The organism is Burkholderia sp. Nafp2/4-1b (assembly GCF_003635165.1).
In the GTDB taxonomy this organism is placed as follows: Bacteria; Pseudomonadota; Gammaproteobacteria; order Burkholderiales; family Burkholderiaceae; genus Burkholderia.
The window spans coordinates 164,685-184,980 of sequence record NZ_ML058605.1 but is presented as its reverse complement, the minus strand read 5'-3'; the positions used below and the strand labels follow the sequence as shown (position 1 = coordinate 184,980).

General features: G+C 68.0%; 17 protein-coding genes. 5 read left to right on the top strand and 12 right to left on the bottom strand.

Going from position 1 to position 20,296, the window contains the following annotated elements:
- Positions 1-80: 80 nt before the first annotated feature.
- The 7 genes from C7H84_RS14865 to C7H84_RS14835 all read right to left on the bottom strand — a co-directional run bounded on the left by C7H84_RS14865 (position 81) and on the right by C7H84_RS14835 (position 7,289).
- On the bottom strand, positions 81-809 hold the full coding sequence (locus tag C7H84_RS14865; protein WP_121859495.1) for an HAD family phosphatase: 729 nt from the start codon (positions 807-809) through the stop codon (positions 81-83).
- Positions 806-1,657 carry a carbohydrate ABC transporter permease gene (locus C7H84_RS14860; protein WP_121859494.1) on the bottom strand — a complete coding sequence of 284 codons (852 nt, stop codon included), beginning with the start codon at positions 1,655-1,657 and terminating at the stop codon, positions 806-808. Before C7H84_RS14860 ends, C7H84_RS14865 begins: the two co-directional genes overlap by 4 nt.
- Positions 1,654-2,598, bottom strand: a complete 945-nt coding sequence (locus C7H84_RS14855) for a sugar ABC transporter permease (RefSeq protein ID WP_121859493.1) — start codon at positions 2,596-2,598, stop codon at positions 1,654-1,656. The genes C7H84_RS14860 and C7H84_RS14855 overlap by 4 nt, the downstream gene beginning before the upstream one ends.
- Positions 2,599-2,715: 117 nt before the next feature.
- On the bottom strand, positions 2,716-4,041 hold the full coding sequence (locus C7H84_RS14850) for a sugar ABC transporter substrate-binding protein (RefSeq protein ID WP_121859492.1): 1,326 nt from the start codon (positions 4,039-4,041) through the stop codon (positions 2,716-2,718).
- Positions 4,042-4,137: 96 nt separating this feature from the next.
- A complete protein-coding gene (locus C7H84_RS14845) occupies positions 4,138-5,496 on the bottom strand; it encodes a D-tagatose-bisphosphate aldolase, class II, non-catalytic subunit (protein ID WP_121859491.1) in 1,359 nt (452 codons plus the stop codon).
- The gene (locus tag C7H84_RS14840) at positions 5,484-6,440 is read right to left on the bottom strand and encodes a sugar kinase (RefSeq protein ID WP_121859672.1); all 957 of its coding nucleotides are present in this window, start codon (positions 6,438-6,440) and stop codon (positions 5,484-5,486) included. The genes C7H84_RS14845 and C7H84_RS14840 overlap by 13 nt, the downstream gene beginning before the upstream one ends.
- 72 nt (positions 6,441-6,512) lie before the next feature.
- On the bottom strand, positions 6,513-7,289 hold the full coding sequence (locus C7H84_RS14835) for an L-iditol 2-dehydrogenase (protein ID WP_121859490.1): 777 nt from the start codon (positions 7,287-7,289) through the stop codon (positions 6,513-6,515).
- A 327-nt stretch (positions 7,290-7,616) separates the two neighbouring features.
- On the opposite strand from C7H84_RS14835, the gene C7H84_RS14830 reads away from it, so the two are divergent.
- Genes C7H84_RS14830 through C7H84_RS14815 form a run of 4 tightly spaced genes read left to right on the top strand, consistent with a single transcriptional unit; the run spans position 7,617 to position 10,727 of the window.
- Complete coding sequence (locus C7H84_RS14830; RefSeq protein ID WP_121859489.1) at positions 7,617-8,078, top strand: Fur family transcriptional regulator; 462 nt, start codon at positions 7,617-7,619, stop codon at positions 8,076-8,078.
- A 49-nt stretch (positions 8,079-8,127) separates the two neighbouring features.
- Entirely contained in the window at positions 8,128-9,048 is a 921-nt protein-coding gene (locus C7H84_RS14825; protein WP_121859488.1) for a zinc ABC transporter substrate-binding protein, read from the top strand.
- Between the two features lie 13 nt (positions 9,049-9,061).
- Positions 9,062-9,952 carry an ABC transporter ATP-binding protein gene (locus C7H84_RS14820; protein WP_121859487.1) on the top strand — a complete coding sequence of 297 codons (891 nt, stop codon included), beginning with the start codon at positions 9,062-9,064 and terminating at the stop codon, positions 9,950-9,952.
- Positions 9,945-10,727, top strand: a complete 783-nt coding sequence (locus C7H84_RS14815; RefSeq protein ID WP_121859671.1) for a metal ABC transporter permease — start codon at positions 9,945-9,947, stop codon at positions 10,725-10,727. Before C7H84_RS14820 ends, C7H84_RS14815 begins: the two co-directional genes overlap by 8 nt.
- A gap of 135 nt (positions 10,728-10,862) precedes the next feature.
- Here C7H84_RS14815 and fghA read toward each other — a convergent pair whose 3' ends face one another.
- Complete coding sequence (gene fghA / locus C7H84_RS14810) at positions 10,863-11,711, bottom strand: S-formylglutathione hydrolase (protein WP_121859486.1); 849 nt, start codon at positions 11,709-11,711, stop codon at positions 10,863-10,865.
- Between the two features lie 260 nt (positions 11,712-11,971).
- Positions 11,972-13,468 (bottom strand): FGGY family carbohydrate kinase, encoded by a 1,497-nt coding sequence (locus C7H84_RS14805; protein WP_121859485.1) that lies wholly within the window; start codon positions 13,466-13,468, stop codon positions 11,972-11,974.
- Between the two features lie 447 nt (positions 13,469-13,915).
- Here C7H84_RS14805 and C7H84_RS14800 point away from each other — a divergent pair, with 447 nt between their 5' ends.
- Positions 13,916-15,292: a nucleobase:cation symporter-2 family protein gene (locus C7H84_RS14800; RefSeq protein WP_162999284.1), complete on the top strand. Its 1,377-nt coding sequence runs from the start codon at positions 13,916-13,918 to the stop codon at positions 15,290-15,292.
- Here C7H84_RS14800 and C7H84_RS36355 read toward each other — a convergent pair.
- The 3 genes from C7H84_RS36355 to C7H84_RS14790 all read right to left on the bottom strand — a co-directional run bounded on the left by C7H84_RS36355 (position 15,286) and on the right by C7H84_RS14790 (position 20,296).
- Positions 15,286-15,474 (bottom strand): hypothetical protein, encoded by a 189-nt coding sequence (locus tag C7H84_RS36355; protein WP_162999283.1) that lies wholly within the window; start codon positions 15,472-15,474, stop codon positions 15,286-15,288. The two genes, C7H84_RS14800 and C7H84_RS36355, sit on opposite strands and share 7 nt — an antisense overlap.
- A gap of 86 nt (positions 15,475-15,560) precedes the next feature.
- Entirely contained in the window at positions 15,561-17,096 is a 1,536-nt protein-coding gene (locus tag C7H84_RS14795) for an efflux transporter outer membrane subunit (RefSeq protein WP_121859483.1), read from the bottom strand.
- A complete protein-coding gene (locus C7H84_RS14790; protein ID WP_121859482.1) occupies positions 17,096-20,296 on the bottom strand; it encodes an efflux RND transporter permease subunit in 3,201 nt (1,066 codons plus the stop codon). The genes C7H84_RS14795 and C7H84_RS14790 overlap by 1 nt, the downstream gene beginning before the upstream one ends.

Below are 20,296 nucleotides of genomic sequence, written 5' to 3'. Positions count from 1 at the left end.
TCTGTCTCCGTTCGTTCGTGATGCTTGATGCTTGATGTGTGATGCGCCGCGGCGACGCCGCGCGCCATCGCTCGTCGCCGCTAGCCCGGCAGCACGGCGCCCGTCGCCTGCCAGCGCGCGACGTAGCCGGGCAGCTCGTGCATGTCGTCGAAGACGTGACGCGCGCCGATCCCGCGCAGCGCGTCGATCTGCGCGGCCGACGCATGCCCGCCGCCGACGAAGCCGAGCACGGTCATGCCGGCCGCGGCGGCCGCGGTGATGCCGGTCACGCTGTCCTCGACGACGAGGCATTGCGCAGGCACCGCGCCGAGCGCGCGGGCGGCCGCGAGATACACGTCGGGCGCCGGCTTCGGCCGCGCGACGGCGTCTGCGCAGAACAGCCGGTCGCCGAAGAAGCGCGCAAGGCCGGTGCGCGAGAGTGCCGCCTCGACGTACGCGCGGTAGCTGTTGCTCGCGCACGCGGTCGTCAACTCGATCGCCGCGAGCGCCGTATCGATACCGTGAACCATCGGCGCATTGACGGCCGCCGCCTCGACCGCTTCACGGATCGCGTCGACGTCGTCGTTCGTCAGCATCCGGCCAACCGCCTCGGAAGCACCGGCCAGCACGCGCTCGATGCGCAGCCCGAGCAGCGGCATCACCGCCGGCCGCGCGTCGACGCCCGGCCAGCGCGCATCGAGCTCGCGCACGATCACGTCGGCGGCGACGGCCTCGCTGTCGATCAGCACGCCGTCGCAATCGCAGATCAGCACGTTCACGCCGTGACGTGCCGCACCTTCTCCCGCCGCACCTTTGCCGGCCGCCGTCATTTGACTGCCCCGAACGTGAGCCCGCGCACCAGCTGCTTCTGCGACAGCCAGCCGACGATCAGGATCGGCGCGACCGCGAGCAGCGACGCCGCGGACAGCTTCGCCCAGAACAAGCCCTCGGGGCTCGAGTACGACGCGATGAACACGGTCAGCGGCGCCGCATTCGAGCTCGACAGGTTGATGCTCCAGAACGCTTCGTTCCACGACAGGATCACGAGCAGCAGCGCGGTGGACGCGAGTCCCGGCAGCGCCATCGGCATCAGCAGGTAGACGATCTCCTGCCACGTCGACGCGCCGTCGATGCGCCCGGCTTCGAGGATGTCCTTCGGAATCTCGTTGAAGTACGTGAAGGTCATCCACACCGCGATCGGCAGGTTGATCAGCGTGTACACGATCACGAGGCCCGACACGGTATCGAGCAGCCCCGCGTTCTTCCACAGCAGGTAGATCGGCACCAGCACGCCGACCGACGGCATCATCTTGGTCGACAGCATCCACAGCAGCACCTTCTGCGTCCGGTGGTTCGGGAAAAACGCCATCGCGTACGCGGCCGGCACCGCGAGCAGCAGCGAGATCGCCGTGACGCCCGCCGAGATCAGCACCGAATTCCACGCGAACGCGAAGTAGTTGCTGCGCGCGAACACCTCGCGGAAGCTGTCGAGCGTCGGCATGAAGAACAGCGTCGACGCATACGCCTGCTGCTCGGTCTTGAACGCGGTGATCGCCATCCAGAAGATCGGGAAGAACAGCAGCAGCGCGATCAGCCACGCGAGCGCGCCGGGCAGCGCGCGCCGCACGAGGTCGAGCGGGGCCGGCGCGCGCCGGCCTTCGATAGTCAGGTCGCTCATTTCTCGTATTCCCCCTTCAGGTTGCGCGCGAGCATCCGCACCAGGAAGAACGACACGACGTTCGCGACCACGACGGCGATGATCCCGCCCGCGGATGCGAGGCCGACGTCGAACTGCTGCAGGCCGAGCGCGTAGATCAGGTACGACAGGTTGGTCGTCGCGTCGCCCGGGCCGCCGCCCGTCGTCGTGTAGATTTCCGCGAAGATCGACAGCAGGAAGATCGTCTCCATCATCACGACCACGGCGATCGCGCGCTTCAGGTGCGGCAGCGTGATGTAGAAGAACATCGCGATCGGGCCCGCGCCGTCGATGCGCGCGGCTTCCTTCTGCTCCTGGTCGAGCGACTGGATCGCGGTAAACAGGATCAGGAACGCGAACGGCAGCCACTGCCACGCGACGATCATGATCACGGCGGTCAACGGGTAATCGGCGAACCAGTCGACCGGTGTCATCCCGAGCGCGCGCATCGCGTTCGCGACGAGCCCGTACACCGGATGCAGGATCATGTTCTTCCAGATCAGCGCGGCGACCGTCGGCATCACGAAGAACGGCGCGATCGCCAGCAGCCGCGCGATGCCCTGCCCGTAGAACTGGCGGTCGAACAGCACGGCCATCAGCACGCCGCCGATCACCGTGATCGCGAGCACCGCGCCGATCAGCACGAGCGTGTGCCAGATCGCGGGCAGGAACGACGGATCGGTGGCGAGGAAACGGTAGTTGTCGAGGCCGGCGAAGCCCTTCACGTCCGGGTTCAGCAGGTTGTAGCGCGACAACGAATACCAGATCGTCATCGCGAGCGGGATCGACATCCACAACAGCAGCACCGCGACGGACGGCGATACGAGCCAGCTCGCGCCGCGCGCGCGGCGCGGCGCGCCCGGCGGCGACGACGCGTCGCCGACCGACGACGCGTGGCTCAGGGGAAGACGTAAATGACGCATGATCGGAGTCCCTCCGGTTGAGGCGCGGGCACGAACAACGGCCGGCCCGCGTTGCTGCTTCGGCGACGTGCACCGTGCGCGGCGGCGCGCACGGCGCCGGCCGCATTGCTTCCCGCGTTACTTCTTGTAGCCGGCCTGCCGCACGGCACGGTCGGCGGCGGCCTGCCCGGCGGCGAGCGCCTGGTCGACCGACATCTGGCCGGCCACCGCACCCGCGATCGCCTGCCCGACCACCGTGCCGAACGACTGGAATTCAGGAATCCCGACGTACTGCACGCCCGTGTACGGCACCTTCTTCAGCGACGGATCGTTCGGGTCGGCCGTCTGGATCGCCTTCAGCACGAAGTCCGAGAACGGCGCGGCGGCCTTGTACTCGGCGCGCTGGTACGTCGACGCGCGCGTGCCCGGCGGCACCGACGCCCAGCCTTCATCCTTGCCGACCATGTCGATGTACTGCTTCGACGTCGCCCACGCGATGAACTTGCGCGCGGCGTCCTGCTGCTTCGACGTCTTCGGTACGGCCAGCGCCCACGCCCACAGCCAGTGCGAGCCCTTCGGCGTGGCGGCGACCGGCGCGGCCGCGAAGCCGATCTTGTCGGCGACCTGCGACTGTTGTTTGTTATAGAGCATGCCGGCCGCGACCGTCGCGTCGATCCACATCGCGCACTTGCCCGACGCGGTCAGCGTCAGGTTCTCGTTGAAGCCGTTCGAACTCGCTCCCGGCGGGCCGTTCTTCTTCAGCAGGTTCACGTAGAAGTTGATCGCCTTCTTCCATTCCGGCGACGTCAGCTGCGCGTTCCATTTCTCGTCGAACCAGCGCCCGCCGAACGTGTTCACGACCGTCGACACGTACGCCATGTTCTCGCCCCACCCGGCCTTGCCGCGCAGGCAGATCCCGTAGGTGCCGTTCGCCTTGTCGGTGAGCTTGTCCGCGAACTCGGCGATCTGGTCGTAGGTCGGCTGGTCGGGCATCTTGAGCCCCTTCGCCGCGAACAGGTCCTTGCGGTAGAACGTCATCGAGCTTTCGACGTAGAACGGCAGCGCATACAGCTGTCCGTTGTACGACAGGCTGTCGCGCGCGGTCTTCACGATGTCGTTCAGGTCGTAGTCGGCAGGCAGGCCCGTCATCGGCGCGAGCCAGCCGCGCTTGCCCCACTGCGGCGTCTCGTAGGTGCCGATCGCCATCACGTCGAACTGGCCGCTACCGGTCGTGATGTCGGTGGTCGCGCGCTGGCGCAGCACGTTTTCCTCGAGAATCACCCAGTTCAGCTTGATGTCCGGGTTCGCCTTCTCGAACGCCGGCGACAGCTTCTTCAACTCGATCATGTCCGGGTTGTTCAGCGTCGCGATCGTCAGCGTGCCGGCGGACGCCGCGCACGCGGCCGTCGCGAGCGCGGCTCCGGCGAAGCAGCGTACGGCGGCATCGAGCATCTTTCGTTGCATGGCATGTCTCCTGTGATTGTTCGAACTGTCTTCGGTGTTGCGTAATGCGTAATGCGTAGTGCGTATGTCGTGTTGCTGCGTTTCCCAGGTGGCCGGTCACGCCGGCCGCTGCATCCCGCACGCGCGCGCATAGTGCGCGATCACGTCGCGTATCCGGTGGCGCACCCACGCGCGCGGCTCTTTCGCCAGACCGCCCGCGCGGCACGCCGCGTACACGTCCGGCAGCCACTGCGCGACGAGCGTTTCCGGCACCGGCTGCCGCGCGAGGTTGTCGAACAGCTGCTCGACCGCTGCCGCGACGGCCGGCTGCAGCCAGTAATAACGGATCCGGTCGCTGTAGCTGAACTGGCGCGCGAGCCGCTGCTCGGTCTCGTCGCCGCGGTAGTACGGCGCCCAGTGTTCGGGCTGGGCGCGCATCGCGGCGTCCACCACGTCGCGCAGGCGCGAGCGCTGCGCGGCGTCGTCGATCAGCGCGTCCTCGATGAAGCTGAGCGCGAAGAGCGCCTCGCGCAGCGCGAAGGTCAGCGCGGGACCGACCTTCAGCACCGCGAAATGGTCGCGCACGAGCGCGGCGAGCGCGGCTTCGGTCTGGTAGTCGGTCGAGTGCGCTTCGAACACGAGGCGCGGCGTGCGCAGGATGCTCGCACCCAGCGACGCGGCCTTCGCGCTGTCGTAATCGAGCACGTGGCGATCGTCGAAGTCGACGCCCGGCTGCGCGACGATCGCGACCACGCGAGTCCATGCGTCGTCGAGCCCGGCCGCCGCGAATGCACTACGGTGCGCGTCGAGCGTCGCGGCGATGCTGTCGCCGCGCGTGACCGCGATCCGCTCGATCGCGGCGCCGTCGCCGTCGGCATCGCCGGCCACTTCGCCGCCCGGCGTCGGCACCTCGGTGCCGATCACGTAGACGGGCGCGACGCCGGCGCGCGCCGCTGCGTCTTCGGCGGCACGGCACAGCTCGGCCGCGCGCGCGGCGATCGTTCGATCGTCGAGCCGCGGCGGATCGTCCGCACACGCCATGCTCGCATCGAGGTGGATCTTCTCGAACCCGGCTTCGACATAAGCCGCGACCATCGCGGCCGCTTCGCGCATCGCGTCGGCCGCGCGGCGGTGTCGCCACGGGTTCGGGCCGAGATGGTCGCCGCCGAGCACGAGCGCCGACGGCGCAAGCCCGCAGCGCTGCGCGATCGCAGCGACGTCGCGCCGAAAGTCGGCCGGCGTCATGCCCGTATAGCCGCCGAGATGATTCACCTGGTTGCAGGTCGCCTCGATCAAGAGCGGCGAGCCGTCCGCGCGCGCGGCTTCGCACGCGGCCTCCAGCACGAGCCGATGTGCGCTGCAGATCGAATAGATGCCGCGCTGCGCATCCGCGCGGTTCGCGTCGAAGATCATCCGCAGCACGGTTTGCGCGTGCGCGGCGCGCGGATGCTCTGCGATGGTCGTCATGCCGGACATGCGACACCTCGTTCGGTCAGGAAGCGGTCGATCTCGGCCGCGCTGCTGTTGCCCTCCATCGGGCCGCGCCGCGTGACCGCGATCGCGCCGGCCGCGTTCGCGCGGCGCAGCGCGACATCGATCGGCAGGCCCGCGACCAAGCTTGCCACCAGCGTGCCGCCGAAGCAGTCGCCGGCGCCCGTCGGATCGAGTTCGTCGACACGATAAGCCTGCGCGTCGACGCGGCTCGCACGATCGAACGCGACACTGCCGGCCGCGCCGCGCTTGAGCACCACGCGCTCGAGCAGCGGATGGGTCGCGAGCAGCCCCGCGATCGCGCGCTCGGCCGGCTGCGGCCCGCAGAAGAACGGCAGGTCGGCTTCGCTCGGCAGGAACAGGTGGCACGCGGCGAGCATCTCGTCGAGCGCCGCGCGCATCGGGCGAAAGCTCAGCATCTCGGGCCGCACGTTCGGGTCGAACGACACCTTCGCGCCGGCGCGCGCCGCTTCGATCACGCCGCGCTGCACGGCCGCGATCGCCGATTCGCTCGTCAGCGATGAGCCCATCACGTGGAAGTAGCGGCAGCCATCGAACATCGCGGTGTCGACGTCGGATGCGTCGACGCACGCAGCGGCGCTGGTGGACAGCGTGAAGACGAAGCTGCGCGAGCCGTCGTCGCGATACGCGACGAACGCGGTGCCGGTCGGGCGGGCGACGCGACGGATGCGCGCGACGTCGACGCCGTCGTGCTGGAGCCGCGCGACGATCGCGTCGCCGAACGCATCGCGGCCGACGCAGCCCGCATACGCGACGCGCGCGCCGAGCCGCGCGGCCTGGTCGGCGAAGATCGCCGGCGCGCCGCTCGGAAACGGGCCCGCGAACAGGCCCGGCGTGTCGAACCCCTGGCCGCGCTCGGCGGCGACGAATTCGGCCAGCAGTTCGCCGGCGACCACGATCTCGGCCATCATGCGTGCCCTCGTGCGGCGGCGGCCGCGCGCGGCGCGGACGCCAGGGTTGAGCGTGCGAGCGGCGGCATCTCAGCTCATCCAGTTGCCGCCGTCGACGTTCAGCGTCTGGGCGGTGATGTAGTCGGCGTCGGCCGACGCGAGGAACAGCGCGGCGCCCGTGAGGTCGCCCGGCACGCCCATCCGCCCGAGCGGCACCGCTTCACCGACGAGCCGCTTCTTCTCGCCGAGCGGCCGGTTCTCGTAGCGCGCGAACAACGCATCGACCTGCTCCCACATCGGCGTGTCGACCACGCCCGGCGCGATGCCGTTCACGTTGATCCGGTGCGGCGCGAGCGCGAGCGCGGCCGACTGCGTGTAGCTGATCACCGCGGCCTTGGTCGCGCAGTAGTGCGAAACGAGCGCCTCGCCGCGACGCCCGGCCTGCGACGACATGTTGACGATCTTGCCGCCGCGGCCCTGCTCGACCATTCGCTGCGCGACCGCCTGCATCAGGAAGAACAGCCCTTTCACGTTGACCGAGAACAGCCGGTCGAACACGTCCCAGGATTCATCGAGGAGCGGGCGCATGTCGAACAGCGCCGCGTTGTTGAACAGGATGTCGACGCCGCCGAAACGCTCGACGGCGGTCGCGACGATGCGCTCGATGTCGTCGCGGCGGGTGACGTCCGCGGTGACGGCCACCGCGCGGCCGGGGTTGGCCTCGATCAGCCGTGCGAGCGACCCGCTCGCGGGCTTCAGGTCCACCAGCACGCAGCGCGCGCCTTCGTCCAGATAGCGTTGCGCCACGGCTTCGCCGATACCGCTTGCCGCGCCCGTCAGGATCGCGACCTTGTCTGCCAGTCTCACTGGTTGTCTCCGGTTCGTTCTGCTGCACGAAGGTCGCGAGGTGAGCGAACGCTCGCTGACCGATCAATTGCTCTATTGTTGATCGAATGATCGGATACGCGATTGACGCTGTCAAGGCGACACGGCGGCTTTCGATGATGCGCTGCCGCATGGCCGGACCGCGTGGGAAACGGCGCGCCAAGCCCAATAAGGGACGGCGAGCTGGGTGCGGCGCGGCTGAAGCGCCGATGAAGGGGGCGGAATGCGCGGGCGGCGGGAATTCGCGCTGCAGGACGAGGAGATACGTTATATCATCGCGATACTTCGTTTCATTGCCTGCTTCACGCCATGGCTACCTCATCGCCCATCGAAGCCCGGCTGTCCCGGGCCGACGCATTCGCCGCCGAGCACGGGCTCGCGTGGACGCCGCTGCGCCGTCAGGTCTACGAACGCGTGCTGGCCGCGCAGCGCCCGATCGGCGCGTACGACCTGCTCGCCGAACTCGAGCCGCAGCGCGGCCGCGTGCCGCCCACGACCGTCTATCGCGCGCTGGATTTCCTCGTCGAGCACGGCTTCATCCACCGGATCGAGTCGAAGAACGCGTTCTTCGCGTGCTGCGAAATCGGCGTGCCGCACGAAGGCCAGTTCCTGATCTGCGATTCGTGCGGCGAGACCGTCGAGATCCCCGGCAGCGACCTCGCGAAGCAGTTGTCGGCGAGCGCGCCCGCGCACGGGTTCGAAGTCCATCACCAGGTCGTCGAGCTGAACGGCCTGTGCGCGCACTGCAAGGGCAAGCCCGCGCAACGCTGACACCGCACACGTGCGGCGCACGGCGCCGCCCTTTCCAACGAGGAGTTCCATGTCCAATGCCCTGAAGCGCGCGCCGCGGCGCGCCCTGCCGCTTGCCCGCCTGCTGGCCGCTGCCGCCGCATCCGCCGTGCTGTCGATCGCCGCAACCGGTGTCGCGCACGCCGCGACCGTCAACGTCGTCGCCGCCGAGAATTTCTATGGCGACGTCGCGTCGCAGATCGGCGGCAGCCATGTCGCGGTGACGAGCATCCTGAGCAATCCCGACCAGGACCCGCACCTGTTCGAAGCGAGCCCGAAGACGGCCCGCGCGCTGCAACACGCGCAGGTCGTGATCTACAACGGCGCGAACTACGATCCGTGGATGGGCAAGCTGCTGTCCGCATCGAAGCAGGCCAAGCGCGCGACGATCGTCGTCGCCGATCTGGTCGGCAAGAAGGCCGGCGACAACCCGCACCTGTGGTACGACCCGGCGACGATGCCGGCCGCCGCGCGTGCGATCGCGGCCGAGCTCGGCCGTGCGGACCCGGCGAACAAGGCCGACTACGACGCGAACCTGCAGAAGTTCGTTGCATCGCTGAAGCCGATCGACGACAAGATCGCCGCGCTGCGCGCCCAGTACAAGGGCGTGCCGGTGACGGCGACCGAACCGGTGTTCGGCTACATGTCCGACGCGATCGGCCTCGACATGCGCAACCAGCGCTTCCAGCTCGCGACGATGAACGATACGGAGGCGAGCGCGCAGGACGTCGCTGCGTTCGAGAACGACCTGCGCAAGAAGCAGGTGCGCGCGCTGATCTACAACAGCCAGGCCGAAGCGCCGATGACCAAGCGCCTGCTGAAGGTCGCGCGCGACGGCGGCGTGCCAAGCGTGAGCGTCACCGAGACGCAGCCGGCCGGCAAGACCTTCCAGCAATGGATGGCCGGCCAGCTCGACGCGCTCGCGGCCGCGCTGGCTGCCAGCAAGAAATGATCACTGTAACGAAATGAACGCCACTCCCCACGCACTCGCACTCGATCGCGTCACGCTCGAACTGGGCGGCCGCACGATCCTGCGCGACGTCAGCTTCTCGATCGAACCCGGCGAATTCGTCGGCGTGCTCGGGCCGAACGGCGCGGGCAAGACGACGCTGATGCGCGCCGTGCTCGGCCTCGTGCCCGTCACGGGCGGCACGCTGTCGGTCGGCGGCGTGCCGGTCGAGCGCGGCAACGCGTCGATCGGCTATATGCCGCAGATCAGGAGCGGCCTCGCGAATCGCCGGATGCGCGGCTACGACTTCGTCGCGATGGCCGCCGACGGCCACCGCTGGGGGCTGCCGCACACCAACGCCGCGACGCGGCGCGACGTCGATCGCGTGCTCGATCTCGTCGGCGGCCCGATGCTCGCGCGCCGGCCGTTGTCGGAACTGTCGGGCGGCGAGCGGCAGCGGCTGCTGCTCGCGCAGTGCCTGCTCGGCAGCCCGAAGCTGCTGCTCCTCGACGAACCGCTGATCAGCCTCGACCCGAATCATCAGCGCGGCGTCGTCGAACTCGTGCGCAACGTGCAGCGCGAGTTGGGCATCACCGTGCTGTTTTCCGCGCACGAACTGAATCCGCTGCTGAACGCACTCGATCGCGTGCTGTATCTCGGCAACGGCGTCGCGGCGCTCGGCACCGTCGACGAGGTGATCACCAAGCCGGTGCTGTCGCGGCTGTACGGGTCGCCGATCGACGTGATGCGCGTGAACGGCAAGATCTTCGTGATGTCCGGCGACGTCGAGATCGAGAAGCACGATCACGAACACGAGGACGACGACGGCCACTCGCACGGCGGCGGTGGCGGCCACGGCCATCACCATCACGGACACGCTCATCCCGGGCAATCGCACGATGTTTGAATACGACTTCATGATCAACGCGTTCGCCGCGTCGGGGATCGTCGCGGTGCTCGCGGGCATCGTCGGCTACTTCCTGGTGCTGCGCGGACAGACCTTCGCCGGCCATGCGCTGTCGCACGTCGGCTTCACCGGCGCGACCGGCGCGGTGCTGCTCGGCATCTCGCCGATCTGGGGGATGGTCGGCTTCACGCTCGCGGCCGGCATCGGCATGGGTGCGCTCGGCGAACGGCTCGCGGGCCGCGATGTCGCGATCGGCGTGATCCTGTCCGGCGCGCTCGGCTTCGGGCTGCTGTTCCTGCACTTCTACACGTCGTTCGCGACGCAGGTCACCGCGCTGCTGTTCGGCAACGTGCTCGCGGTCAGCCACGACACGCTCGCGGTGCTGGCCGGCATCGGCGCGGTGAGTCTCGTCGCGCTCGCGCTGATCGCGCGGCCATTGCTGTTCGCGTCGCTGCAGCCCGAACTGGCCGAAGCCAAGGGCGTGTCGCTGCGCACGGTGTCGATGCTGTTCCTCGCGGTGTGCGCGCTCGCGGTGGCCGCGGCCACGCAGATCGTCGGCGTGCTGCTGGTATTCACGCTGCTGGTCGGGCCGGCCGCCGCCGCGCAGAACGTGTCGACGCGGCTGACGACCGGCGTGCTGCTGGCCGCGCTGTTCGCGCTGTTCGAAGCATGGGCCGGGATCGCGCTCGCGTATCACACCGACTGGCCGACGAGCTTCTGGATCACGGCGTTGTCTGCGATTGTGTATGGGGCGAGCCTGTTGCGGCGCCGCTGATCGCGTCGAACGACGACAAATGAAAGCGCCGGCATGCCCGAAGGGCAGCCGGCGCTTTTTCATGCTTGACGCTTGATGCTTTGATGCGCGCACGGCGTGCAGTGCGCGCGGCGCGTTACGCGTTGCGTGTTCCGCTCACCGCGCCAACACCCGCGCATGATGCGCGATGTGATCGGCGATGAACGTCGAGATGAAGTAGTAGCCGTGGTCGTAGCCTTCATGCCGGCGCAGCGTCAGCGGCTGGCCTGCCTTCGCGCACGCGGCTTCGAACACGTCGGGGTGCAGTTGGTTCGACAGGAACTGATCGGCGAGGCCCTGATCGACGAGGATGCCGTCCGCGAACTTCGGCGCATCCGCGCGCGCGACGAGTTCGCTCGCGTCGTGCTGCTTCCATGCGTCGCGATCCGAACCGAGGTAGCCCGAGAACGCCTTCTCGCCCCACGGGCAGCGCGTCGGCGCGGCGATCGGCGCGAACGCCGACACCGACCGGTACAGGTCCGGATGGCGCAGCGCGAGCGTCAGCGCGCCGTGCCCGCCCATCGAGTGCCCGAAGATGCCGAGCCGCGCGCCGTCGATCGGCAGCTCGGTCGTGACGAGCTGGCGCAATTCCTCCGTCACGTACGACTCCATCCGGTAATGCGTCGACCACGGCGCTTGCGTCGCGTCGACGTAGAAACCCGCGCCGACGCCGAAATCCCACGCATCGTTCTCGCCCGGCACGCTCGCGCCGCGCGGGCTCGTATCGGGCATCACGAGCGCGACGCCGTGCTGCGCCGCGTACTGCTGCGCGCCGCCCTTGATCGCGAAGGTCTCGTCGGTGCACGTGAGCCCCGCGAGGTAGAACAGCGCCGGCACGCGGCCGTGTGCGGCCTGCGGCGGCAGGTACACGGAGAATTTCATCGGCAGGCCGATGGCCGTCGAATCGTGGCGATAGAAGCGTTGCTCGCCACCGTGGCAAGCATGCGAAGAAACGAGTTCGAGCATGGGATTCCCTTCCGTTCAATACAGCACGAGCGGGCGAAGCGATTCGCCCTTCTTCATCCGGTGGATGCCGCCGTCGAGCGTCGCGGACGACATGCGCGCGTGATCGGGTCAAACCGTGCCGCGCGCGCCCCCGCGACACGGCGACACCGTACCCTGCTCACCATGATCGCCGATCGCGCCGCGCATCGCGCGCGTGAAACGGTCGCCGGCTTGCCGCGACGCGTCACCGCTGACGCACGCCCAACGACACGTGCCCGAGTTTAAACGCCGGTCGTGAACCACGCATCCGTTCGCGCATACAGATCGATGAAACGCGCATGGCGCGCGGCCAGCGCGCGATCGTCGCGCGGTGCGGCGACCGGCGATGCAGCGGGCGCCAGCGTACGTAGCGCGTCCTCGCGCCAGTGTCCGATCGCGACGCCCGCGAGCAGCGCGGCGCCGCGCGTCGCGGCGTTCGGGCAATCGACGGCATCGAGCGACGCGCCGAGTGCATCCGCGAGCAACTGCCGCCAGCGCGGATCGACCGAGCCGCCGCCGGCCAGGCGCAGTGCCGTCACCGGATCGGCGCGATTCGCGTCGCGGATCGCATCGAGCCCCGCGCGCAACGCGAACGCGACGCCTTCGAACGCGGCGCGCATCATCGCGCCGCGCGTGTCGCCGAGCCCGAGGCCGAGCCAGCCGCCGCGCGCATCGGGGTTCATCCATGGCGAGCGCTCGCCCGTCAGGTACGGCAGGAAGCACAGTCGCTCGGACGCCGGCTGCGCGAACGCGTCGTCGTACGCGTCCGCCCACCGCGGATAGCCGAGCCAGCCGCGCACGGCTTCGAGCGCGAGCCCGACGTTCTGCATCGCGGCCATCGTGTAATAGCCGCCGCCCGCCGCGGTGCGATAGCGATGCAGCCCGCGCAGCGCGGGCGGCAACACGTCCGCGAGCACGACGATCTGGCCGCCGCTGCCGGTGGTCAGCAACGCGTCGCCGGCGGCGACGAGCCCGCTGCCGAGTGCCGCGCATGCGGTATCGGCCGCGCCGGTCGCAAGCGGCACGCCGGCCGGCAGCCCGAGCGCCGCCGCGGCCTTCGCATCGAGCACGCCGCAGCGCGCGCTCGACGCATGCACAGGCGCGAACCGGTCGACCGGCAAACCCAGTGTGTCGATCAACGCCGTGTCCCACGTGCCGTCCGGCGTCGCGAGCGCGGTCGCGCACGCATCGCTCGGATCGGCCGCGATCTCGCCGCCGAGCGCGACGCGCAGCCAGTCCTTCGGCTGGACGGCCCAGCGCGCGGCCTGCAGCGCGTGCGGTTCATGTGCGGCCAGCCAGCGCAACAGCGGCCCGGCCATTCCCGGCGCGACGGGATTCGGGGCGACGGGCAATCCGGCGACGGGCAATCCGGCGACGGGCGAACCGGCGATGGACGAACCATTATCCGGCCAATTCTCCGCGTCCGCTTCGCGCACCGCGCGCGCATCGGGCCACAGCATCGCGGGCCGCACCGGCTGCCCGGCCGCGTCGATCAGCACGACGCCGTGCATCTGGCCGGAGAAGCCGATCGCGGCGACCTGTTCGCGCTCGCCGGCCGGCAGCCGCGCAGCGGCGCGCACGAGCGCGTGCCACCATACATCGGGCGCGATTTCCGCCCAGCCGGGCTGCGGCGACGACAACGCATAGGGTTCGCTCGCGACCGCACGTTCGATGCCGTCGGCATCTAGCGTGACGAGTTTGACGGAGCCGGTGCCGAGGTCGATTCCGAGCAGGCGCATGGCGGGATGGTGTATTCGAGTAAGCGGATACCGATGATAGCGGGATCGCGACATGCGCCCCGATTCGGGCGGCGCTTTTGCCGCCGCGGCGACGCGAAAACGCGGCCGCGCGCGGGCGGTACCACCGGCCGCACCTTGCCGGCCAAACCGGCCGCTCGCGGGTTAACCCGGCACGATTTTTCGACGGTCGTTTTTGCCACTATGCCGCGGTCGCGATACACACCATAAAGCCGGCGATATTTGGCACGGGGGCCCGCGCTATTTTGGACGGCTATAAAACCCGGGAACCTCACTCCAGCGGTGTTTCCCGATGATCGACCCCCTGATTCATGCCGAAATGGCATATCGAACCAGCGAAGAACGGAATAGAACCCAGCGCTCTTGTTGCGATGGTGCATTCCGCATAACTTCGTATCACCCCGAAAACAAGATCATGGAGTGAGACAGATGCAATCGAACACGGTCCATCCGTGCGATGAGGTGCTGCCGACCGGCAAGCTTGTAACGCTTGGTCTGCAACACGTCCTCGTCATGTACGCCGGCGCCGTCGCCGTGCCGCTCATCGTTGGCGGCGCGCTGAAGCTGCCGAAAGACCAGATCGCGTTCCTGATCAGCGCCGATCTGTTTTCGTGCGGCATCGCCACGCTGATCCAGACGCTCGGCCTGTGGATCTTCGGGATCCGCCTGCCCGTCATCATGGGCTGCACGTTCGCGGCAGTCGGCCCGATGATCGCGATCGGCACCAACCCCGGCCTCGGCATTCTCGACATCTTCGGCTCGACGATAGCGGCCGGCATCATCGGCATCGTGCTCGCGCCGACGATCGGCAAGCTGTTGCGGTTCTTCCCGCCCGTCGTCGTCGGCACGGTGATCGCGGTGATCGGGCTGTCGCTGATGGAAGTCGGCATCAACTGGGCGGCCGGCGGCGTCGGCAACCCCGAATACGGCAGCCCCGTCTACCTCGGCCTGTCGCTGCTCGTGCTCACGCTGATCCTGCTGATCAACAAGTACGGCCGCGGCTTCGTCGCGAACATTTCGGTGCTGCTCGGCATCGTCGCCGGCTTCGTGATCGCGTTTGCGATCGGCCGCGTGAACACCGACGGCGTCGCGCACGCACCGTGGGTCGGCTTCGTGATGCCGTTCCACTTCGGCCTGCCGCACTTCGACCCGCTGTCGATCGCGACGATGGTCACGGTGATGTTCGTCACGTTCATCGAATCGACCGGCATGTTCCTCGCGGTCGGCGACATGGTCGATCGTCCGGTCAACCAGGATCGCCTCGTGCGCGGCCTGCGCGTCGACGGCCTCGGCACGCTGATCGGCGGCATCTTCAACTCGTTCCCGCATACGTCGTTCTCGCAGAACGTCGGCCTGATCGGCGTGACGGGCGTGAAGAGCCGGTTCGTCTGCGCGACGGGCGGCGTGATCCTGGTGCTGCTCGGCCTGTTCCCGAAGATGGCGCAGGTCGTCGCTTCGGTGCCGCCGTTCGTGCTCGGCGGCGCGGGCATCGTGATGTTCGGGATGGTCGCGGCAAACGGCATCAAGGTGCTGTCGAAGGTCGACTTCGTGAACAACTCGCACAACCTGTTCATCGTCGCCGTGAGCGTCGGCATGGGCCTCGTGCCGGTGGTGTCGCCGCACTTCTTCTCGAAGCTGCCGCCCGCACTCGCACCGATCCTGCACAGCGGCATCCTGCTCGCGTCGGCCACGGCCGTGATCCTGAACATCGTGTTCAACGGCGTGAAGGGCGAGAAGGACGCACGGTGCGAAATCCGCCGCGCGGGCCACGACTTCGACGGGCGCCCGGCCGACGTGCATCACTGATCGGCCTGCATCGGACGCGGCTGAACGCTGCGGTGAAGGAAAAACGCCACGGCCTGCCGTGGCGTTTTGCTTTGCGGCGGCGAACACGCGACGGTAGAGATGAGGCCGGCGATGCGTGCGATGACGATTCGCCGTCGCTGCAAACCGCTCGCCCCCACCGGCCGCACAAAAAGAAACGCCACGGACTTTCGTCCGTGGCGTTGTCGCATTCCGGAGACCGCGACTTCAGCGAACCGGGGCGGTCGCCCGCCCCTGCCCGCCGTCGTGCTTACCCGTTGGTCGCCGCTGCCGACGCAGGCGCCGGTGCGGCCGCCTTGTCGGAGTCGACCGTCTGGTCCGGCGCGCGCGGCGTCTCGCCCGCGTGCTGGATCCAGCCGCCACCCAGTGCGCGATACAGATCGACCAGGTTCGTCCAGCGTGCCAGACGCGCGCTGATCAGCGTCTGCTGCGCCGAGTACAGATCGGTCTGCGCGGTCAGCACCGACAGGTAGCTGTCGACGCCGTTCTTGTAGCGCAGGTCCGACAGGTCGAAGCGGCGCTGCTGCGCGTGCTCGTTGCGCTCGAGCGCGGCGATCTGCTGGTCGTACGTGCCGCGTGCCGCCAGCCCGTCGGACACTTCGCGGAACGCCGACTGGATCGCCTTCTCGTAGTTGGCGATCTCGATGCGCTTCTGCACGTGCGCGAGGTTCAGGTTCGCGATGTTCTGCCCGCCTTCGAAGATCGGCATCGTGATCTGCGGCGCGAACGACCACGCCGCCGTGCCGGCCTTGAAGAGGCCGCCGAGCGTCGGGCTCGCGGTGCCGAACGCGCCCGTCAGCGAGATCTTCGGGAAGAACGCCGCGCGCGCCGCGCCGATGTTCGCGTTCGCGGCCAGGAGCGTCTGCTCGGCCTGCATCACGTCCGGACGACGCGTCAGCAGGTCGGACGGCAGACCGGCCGGCACATCCGTCAGCAGGTTCTGCGCGTCGAGCGGCATGCCCGCCGGCAGATCGTCCGGCAGCGGCTCGCCGATCAGCAGCACCAGCGCGTTCAGCGCCTGTGCGCGTGCCCGTGCCTGCGCCTGCTGGTTCGACAGCGCCTGCTCGACGACCGTCTGCGCCTGACGCAACTCGAGCTCGGAGCCCGTGCCGTTGTCGAACTGCAGCTTCGTCAGGTCGTACGATGCCTGCGCGGACTTCAGCGTGTTCTCCGTGACCTGCAGCAGGTCGTCGGTCGACAGCAGCGTCAGGTACTGATCCGCGACTTGCGATACGAGCGAGATCTCGGTGGCCTGCCGTGCGTACGAGGTCGCCAGGTACTGCGCGAGCGCCTGGTCCTTCAGGCTCTGCACGCGGCCGAACAGGTCGAGCTCCCACGACGCGGACGCGCCGACGTTGTAGGTGCGCGAGATGTACGGCTGCCCCGTCTGCGACACACCGCGCGGCACGCGCTGGATGTTGCCCGTACCGGTGCCGTCGAGCGTCGGGAACAGGCCGGCGCGCGTGATCTGGTACTGCGCGCGCGACGCCTCGATGTTCAGCACCGCGACCCGCAGGTCGCGGTTGTTCTTCAGCGCGATCTCGATCAGCCGCTGCAGGCGCGGATCGACGAAGAATTCGCGCCAGCCGATGGCGGTCGCCGCCTGGCCGTTCGCGCTGCGCGCACCGGCAGCACCCGGCTGCGTCGCATAGACGCCGCCGGCCGGGTACGCCTGCGCGACGGGCGCATCGGGCCGCTTGTAATGCGGCGCCATCGTGCAGCCCGTGGCAAGGAGCGCGGCGGCCAGCGCGACCGCGATTGCAGTCAAAGCGTGTTTTTGCATCATCACTGTCCCTTGTTGCCTTCGTCGCCGTTGCCCGGCTTCTCTTCGTGCTTCGCGTGCTCCTGAGCCAGACGCAATGCCTCGTCGGCATCTTCCCGCTCGCCGCTGAAGATCGCGCGGATCTTCACGAAGAACATCGGGATCAGGAAGATCGCGAGGAACGTCGCCGTGAGCATCCCGCCGATCACGCCCGTGCCGATCGCGTGCTGGCTCGCCGACCCCGCGCCATTGCTGATCGCGAGCGGCATCACGCCGAGAATGAACGCGAGCGACGTCATCAGGATCGGGCGCAGCCGCTGGCGCGCCGCTTCCAGCGCGGCCTCGACCGGCCCCATCTTCTCGGTCACCTGCAACTCGCGCGCGAATTCGACGATCAGGATCGCGTTCTTCGCCGACAAGCCCACCGTAGTCAACAGGCCGACCTGGAAGTACACGTCGTTTTCGAGGCCGCGCATCGTCGCCGCGAGCAGTGCGCCGACCACGCCGAGCGGCACCACCATGATGACCGAGAACGGGATCGACCAGCTTTCATACAGTGCCGCGAGACACAGGAACACGACCAGGATCGAGATCGCGTACAGGATCGGCGCCTGCGAGCCCGACTGGATTTCCTGGAACGACAGGCCGGTCCACGAATAGCCGATACCGACCGGCAGCTTCTTCGCGAGCCCTTCCATCGCGGTCATCGCCTGACCGGTCGACTTGCCCGGCGCGGCCTGCCCCTGGATTTCCATCGCGGACACGCCGTTGTAGCGCTCGAGCTTCGGCGAACCGTACGTCCAGTGACCGGTCGCGAACGCGCCGAACGGCACCATCCCGCCCGAGCCGTTGCGCACGTACCAGACGTTCATGTCCTCCGGCGTCATCCGGAACGGCGCGTCCGCCTGCACGTACACCTTCTTGATCCGGCCGTCGGTGTCGAGGAAGTTGTTCACGTACTTCGACGCCCACGCGATCGAGAAGGTCTGGTCGATCGCATCCGCCGTCACGCCGAGTGCGTTCGCCTTTTCGCGATCGATGTCGACCTTGTACTGCGGCGTATCGTTCAGCCCGTTCGGACGCACGCCCTGCAGCGTCGGATCCTTCGAAGCCATCCCGAGCAGCTGGTTACGCGCGGCCATCAGCGCGTCGTGGCCGAGACCGGCGTTGTCCGTCAGCTCGAAGTCGAAGCCGGCGGCCGTGCCGAGTTCCGGAATCGACGGCGGGTTGAACGGGATCACGATCGCGTCCTTATAGCTGCCGTAGCGGCCGAACATCCGGCCGATCAGCGCCTGGACCTTCTGGTTCGCGTGCTGACGCTGCGAGTAGTCCTTCAGGCGCACGAACACGAGACCCGAGTTCTGGCCGCGGCCGGCGAAGCTGAAGCCGTTGACCGTGAACGCCGACTCGACGATTTCCTTCTCGTCCTTCAGCAGGTAGTCGGAAATGTTCGCGAGCGTCTTGGCGGTCGTTTCCTGCGTCGAACCCGACGGCGTCTGCACGATCACGAACATCAGGCCCTGGTCTTCATCGGGCAGGAACGACTTCGGCAGGCGCACGAACAGCAGCCCGACCGCGACGATCACGACCAGATAGATGATGAGCCAGCGGCCCGAGCGCTTGATCACGTGGTGCACGCCGACGTGGTACTTGTCGCGGCTGTTGTTGAACGTGCGGTTGAACCAGCCGAAGAAGCCCTTCTTTTCTTCGTGATGGCCCTGCGGGATCGGCTTGAGGATCGTCGCGCACAGTGCCGGCGTCAGAATCAACGCGACCAGCACCGACAGGATCATCGCCGTCACGATCGTCAGCGAGAACTGCCGATAGATCGCACCGACCGAACCGCCGGAGAACGCGACCGGCACGAACACGGCCGACAGCACGAGCGCGATGCCGACCAGCGCACCGGTGATCTGGCCCATCGCCTTGCGGGTCGCCTCCTTCGGTGACAGCCCCTCTTCCGCCATCACGCGCTCGACGTTCTCGACCACCACGATCGCATCGTCCACCAGCAGGCCGATCGCGAGCACGAGGCCGAACATCGACAGCGTGTTGATCGAGAAGCCCACCAGCGACATGACCGCGAACGTGCCGAGCAGCACCACCGGCACCGCGATCGTCGGGATGATCGTCGCCCGCAGGTTCTGCAGGAACAGATACATCACGAGGAACACCAGCACGATACCTTCGAGCAGCGTCTTGACCACTTCCTCGATCGACAGCTTCACGAACGGCGTCGTGTCGTACGGATACTTCACGACGAGGCCGTGCGGGAAGAACGGTGCGAGCTCGTCGATCTTCGCGCGCACGGCCTTCGCGGTCGCGAGCGCGTTCGCGTTGGTCGCGAGCTGGATGCCGAGTGCCGCGGTCGGCTGACCGTTGTACTTCGTGTCGAAGTTGTAGTTTTCGCCGCCGAGGCCGATCTGCGCGACGTCCTTCAGGCGAACCTGCGAGCCGTCCTTGTTGACCTTCAGCAGGATGTTGCCGAACTGCTCGGGCGTCTGCAGCAGCGTCGATTCGGTGATCGTCGCCTGCAGCACCGTGCCCGGCTTGGCCGGCGTGCCGCCGATCTGGCCGCCCGCGATCTGCACGTTCTGCGCGGTGATCGCGGTCGTCACGTCGACCGGCGTGAGGCCGTAGTTCGTCAGGCGGGTCGGGTCGAGCCAGACCCGCATCGCGTACTGCGAGCCGAACAGCGTGACGGTACCGACGCCGTTCAACCGGCTGATCGGGTCCTTCACGTGCGACGCCACGAAGTTCGCGAGGTCGTACTTGTTCATGCTGCCGTCTTCGGAGTTGAAGGCGAGCACCAGCAGGAAGCTGCTGCTCGACTTCGTCACCGACAGACCGAGCTGCTGCACGACCTGCGGCAGAACCGGCGTCGCGAGCGACAGCTTGTTCTGCACCTGGACCTGTGCGATGTCGGCGTTGGTGCCCGGTGCGAACGTCAGCGTGATCGTGGCGTTGCCCGAGTCGTCACTCGTCGACGACATGTACAGGAAGTTGTCGAGACCGCTCATCTGCTGCTCGATCACCTGCGTCACCGTGTCTTCCACCGTCTTCGCGGAAGCGCCCGGGTAGTTCGCGGTGATCTGGATCGATGGCGGCGCGATCGTCGGATACTGTGCGATCGGTAGCGTGAAGATCGCCGCAACCCCGGCCAGCATCAGGATGATGGCGATCACCCACGCGAAGATCGGGCGATCGATAAAAAACTTTGCCAT

Excerpts from the sequence above, each read along its gene's own strand:
- C7H84_RS14840 (WP_121859672.1), bottom strand. The coding sequence starts at position 6,440 with ATGGCCGAGATCGTGGTCGCCGGCGAACTGCTGGCCGAATTCGTCGCC.
- C7H84_RS14830 (WP_121859489.1), top strand. The coding sequence starts at position 7,617 with ATGGCTACCTCATCGCCCATCGAAGCCCGGCTGTCCCGGGCCGACGCA.
- C7H84_RS14865 (WP_121859495.1), bottom strand. The coding sequence starts at position 809 with ATGACGGCGGCCGGCAAAGGTGCGGCGGGAGAAGGTGCGGCACGTCAC.
- C7H84_RS14845 (WP_121859491.1), bottom strand. The coding sequence starts at position 5,496 with ATGTCCGGCATGACGACCATCGCAGAGCATCCGCGCGCCGCGCACGCG.
- C7H84_RS14800 (WP_162999284.1), top strand. The coding sequence starts at position 13,916 with ATGCAATCGAACACGGTCCATCCGTGCGATGAGGTGCTGCCGACCGGC.
- C7H84_RS14805 (WP_121859485.1), bottom strand. The coding sequence starts at position 13,468 with ATGCGCCTGCTCGGAATCGACCTCGGCACCGGCTCCGTCAAACTCGTC.
- C7H84_RS14815 (WP_121859671.1), top strand. The coding sequence starts at position 9,945 with ATGTTTGAATACGACTTCATGATCAACGCGTTCGCCGCGTCGGGGATC.
- C7H84_RS14795 (WP_121859483.1), bottom strand. The coding sequence starts at position 17,096 with ATGATGCAAAAACACGCTTTGACTGCAATCGCGGTCGCGCTGGCCGCC.
- C7H84_RS14820 (WP_121859487.1), top strand. The coding sequence starts at position 9,062 with ATGAACGCCACTCCCCACGCACTCGCACTCGATCGCGTCACGCTCGAA.
- C7H84_RS14790 (WP_121859482.1), bottom strand. The coding sequence starts at position 20,296 with ATGGCAAAGTTTTTTATCGATCGCCCGATCTTCGCGTGGGTGATCGCC.
- fghA (WP_121859486.1), bottom strand. The coding sequence starts at position 11,711 with ATGCTCGAACTCGTTTCTTCGCATGCTTGCCACGGTGGCGAGCAACGC.
- C7H84_RS14860 (WP_121859494.1), bottom strand. The coding sequence starts at position 1,657 with ATGAGCGACCTGACTATCGAAGGCCGGCGCGCGCCGGCCCCGCTCGAC.
- C7H84_RS14850 (WP_121859492.1), bottom strand. The coding sequence starts at position 4,041 with ATGCAACGAAAGATGCTCGATGCCGCCGTACGCTGCTTCGCCGGAGCC.
- C7H84_RS14825 (WP_121859488.1), top strand. The coding sequence starts at position 8,128 with ATGTCCAATGCCCTGAAGCGCGCGCCGCGGCGCGCCCTGCCGCTTGCC.
- C7H84_RS14855 (WP_121859493.1), bottom strand. The coding sequence starts at position 2,598 with ATGCGTCATTTACGTCTTCCCCTGAGCCACGCGTCGTCGGTCGGCGAC.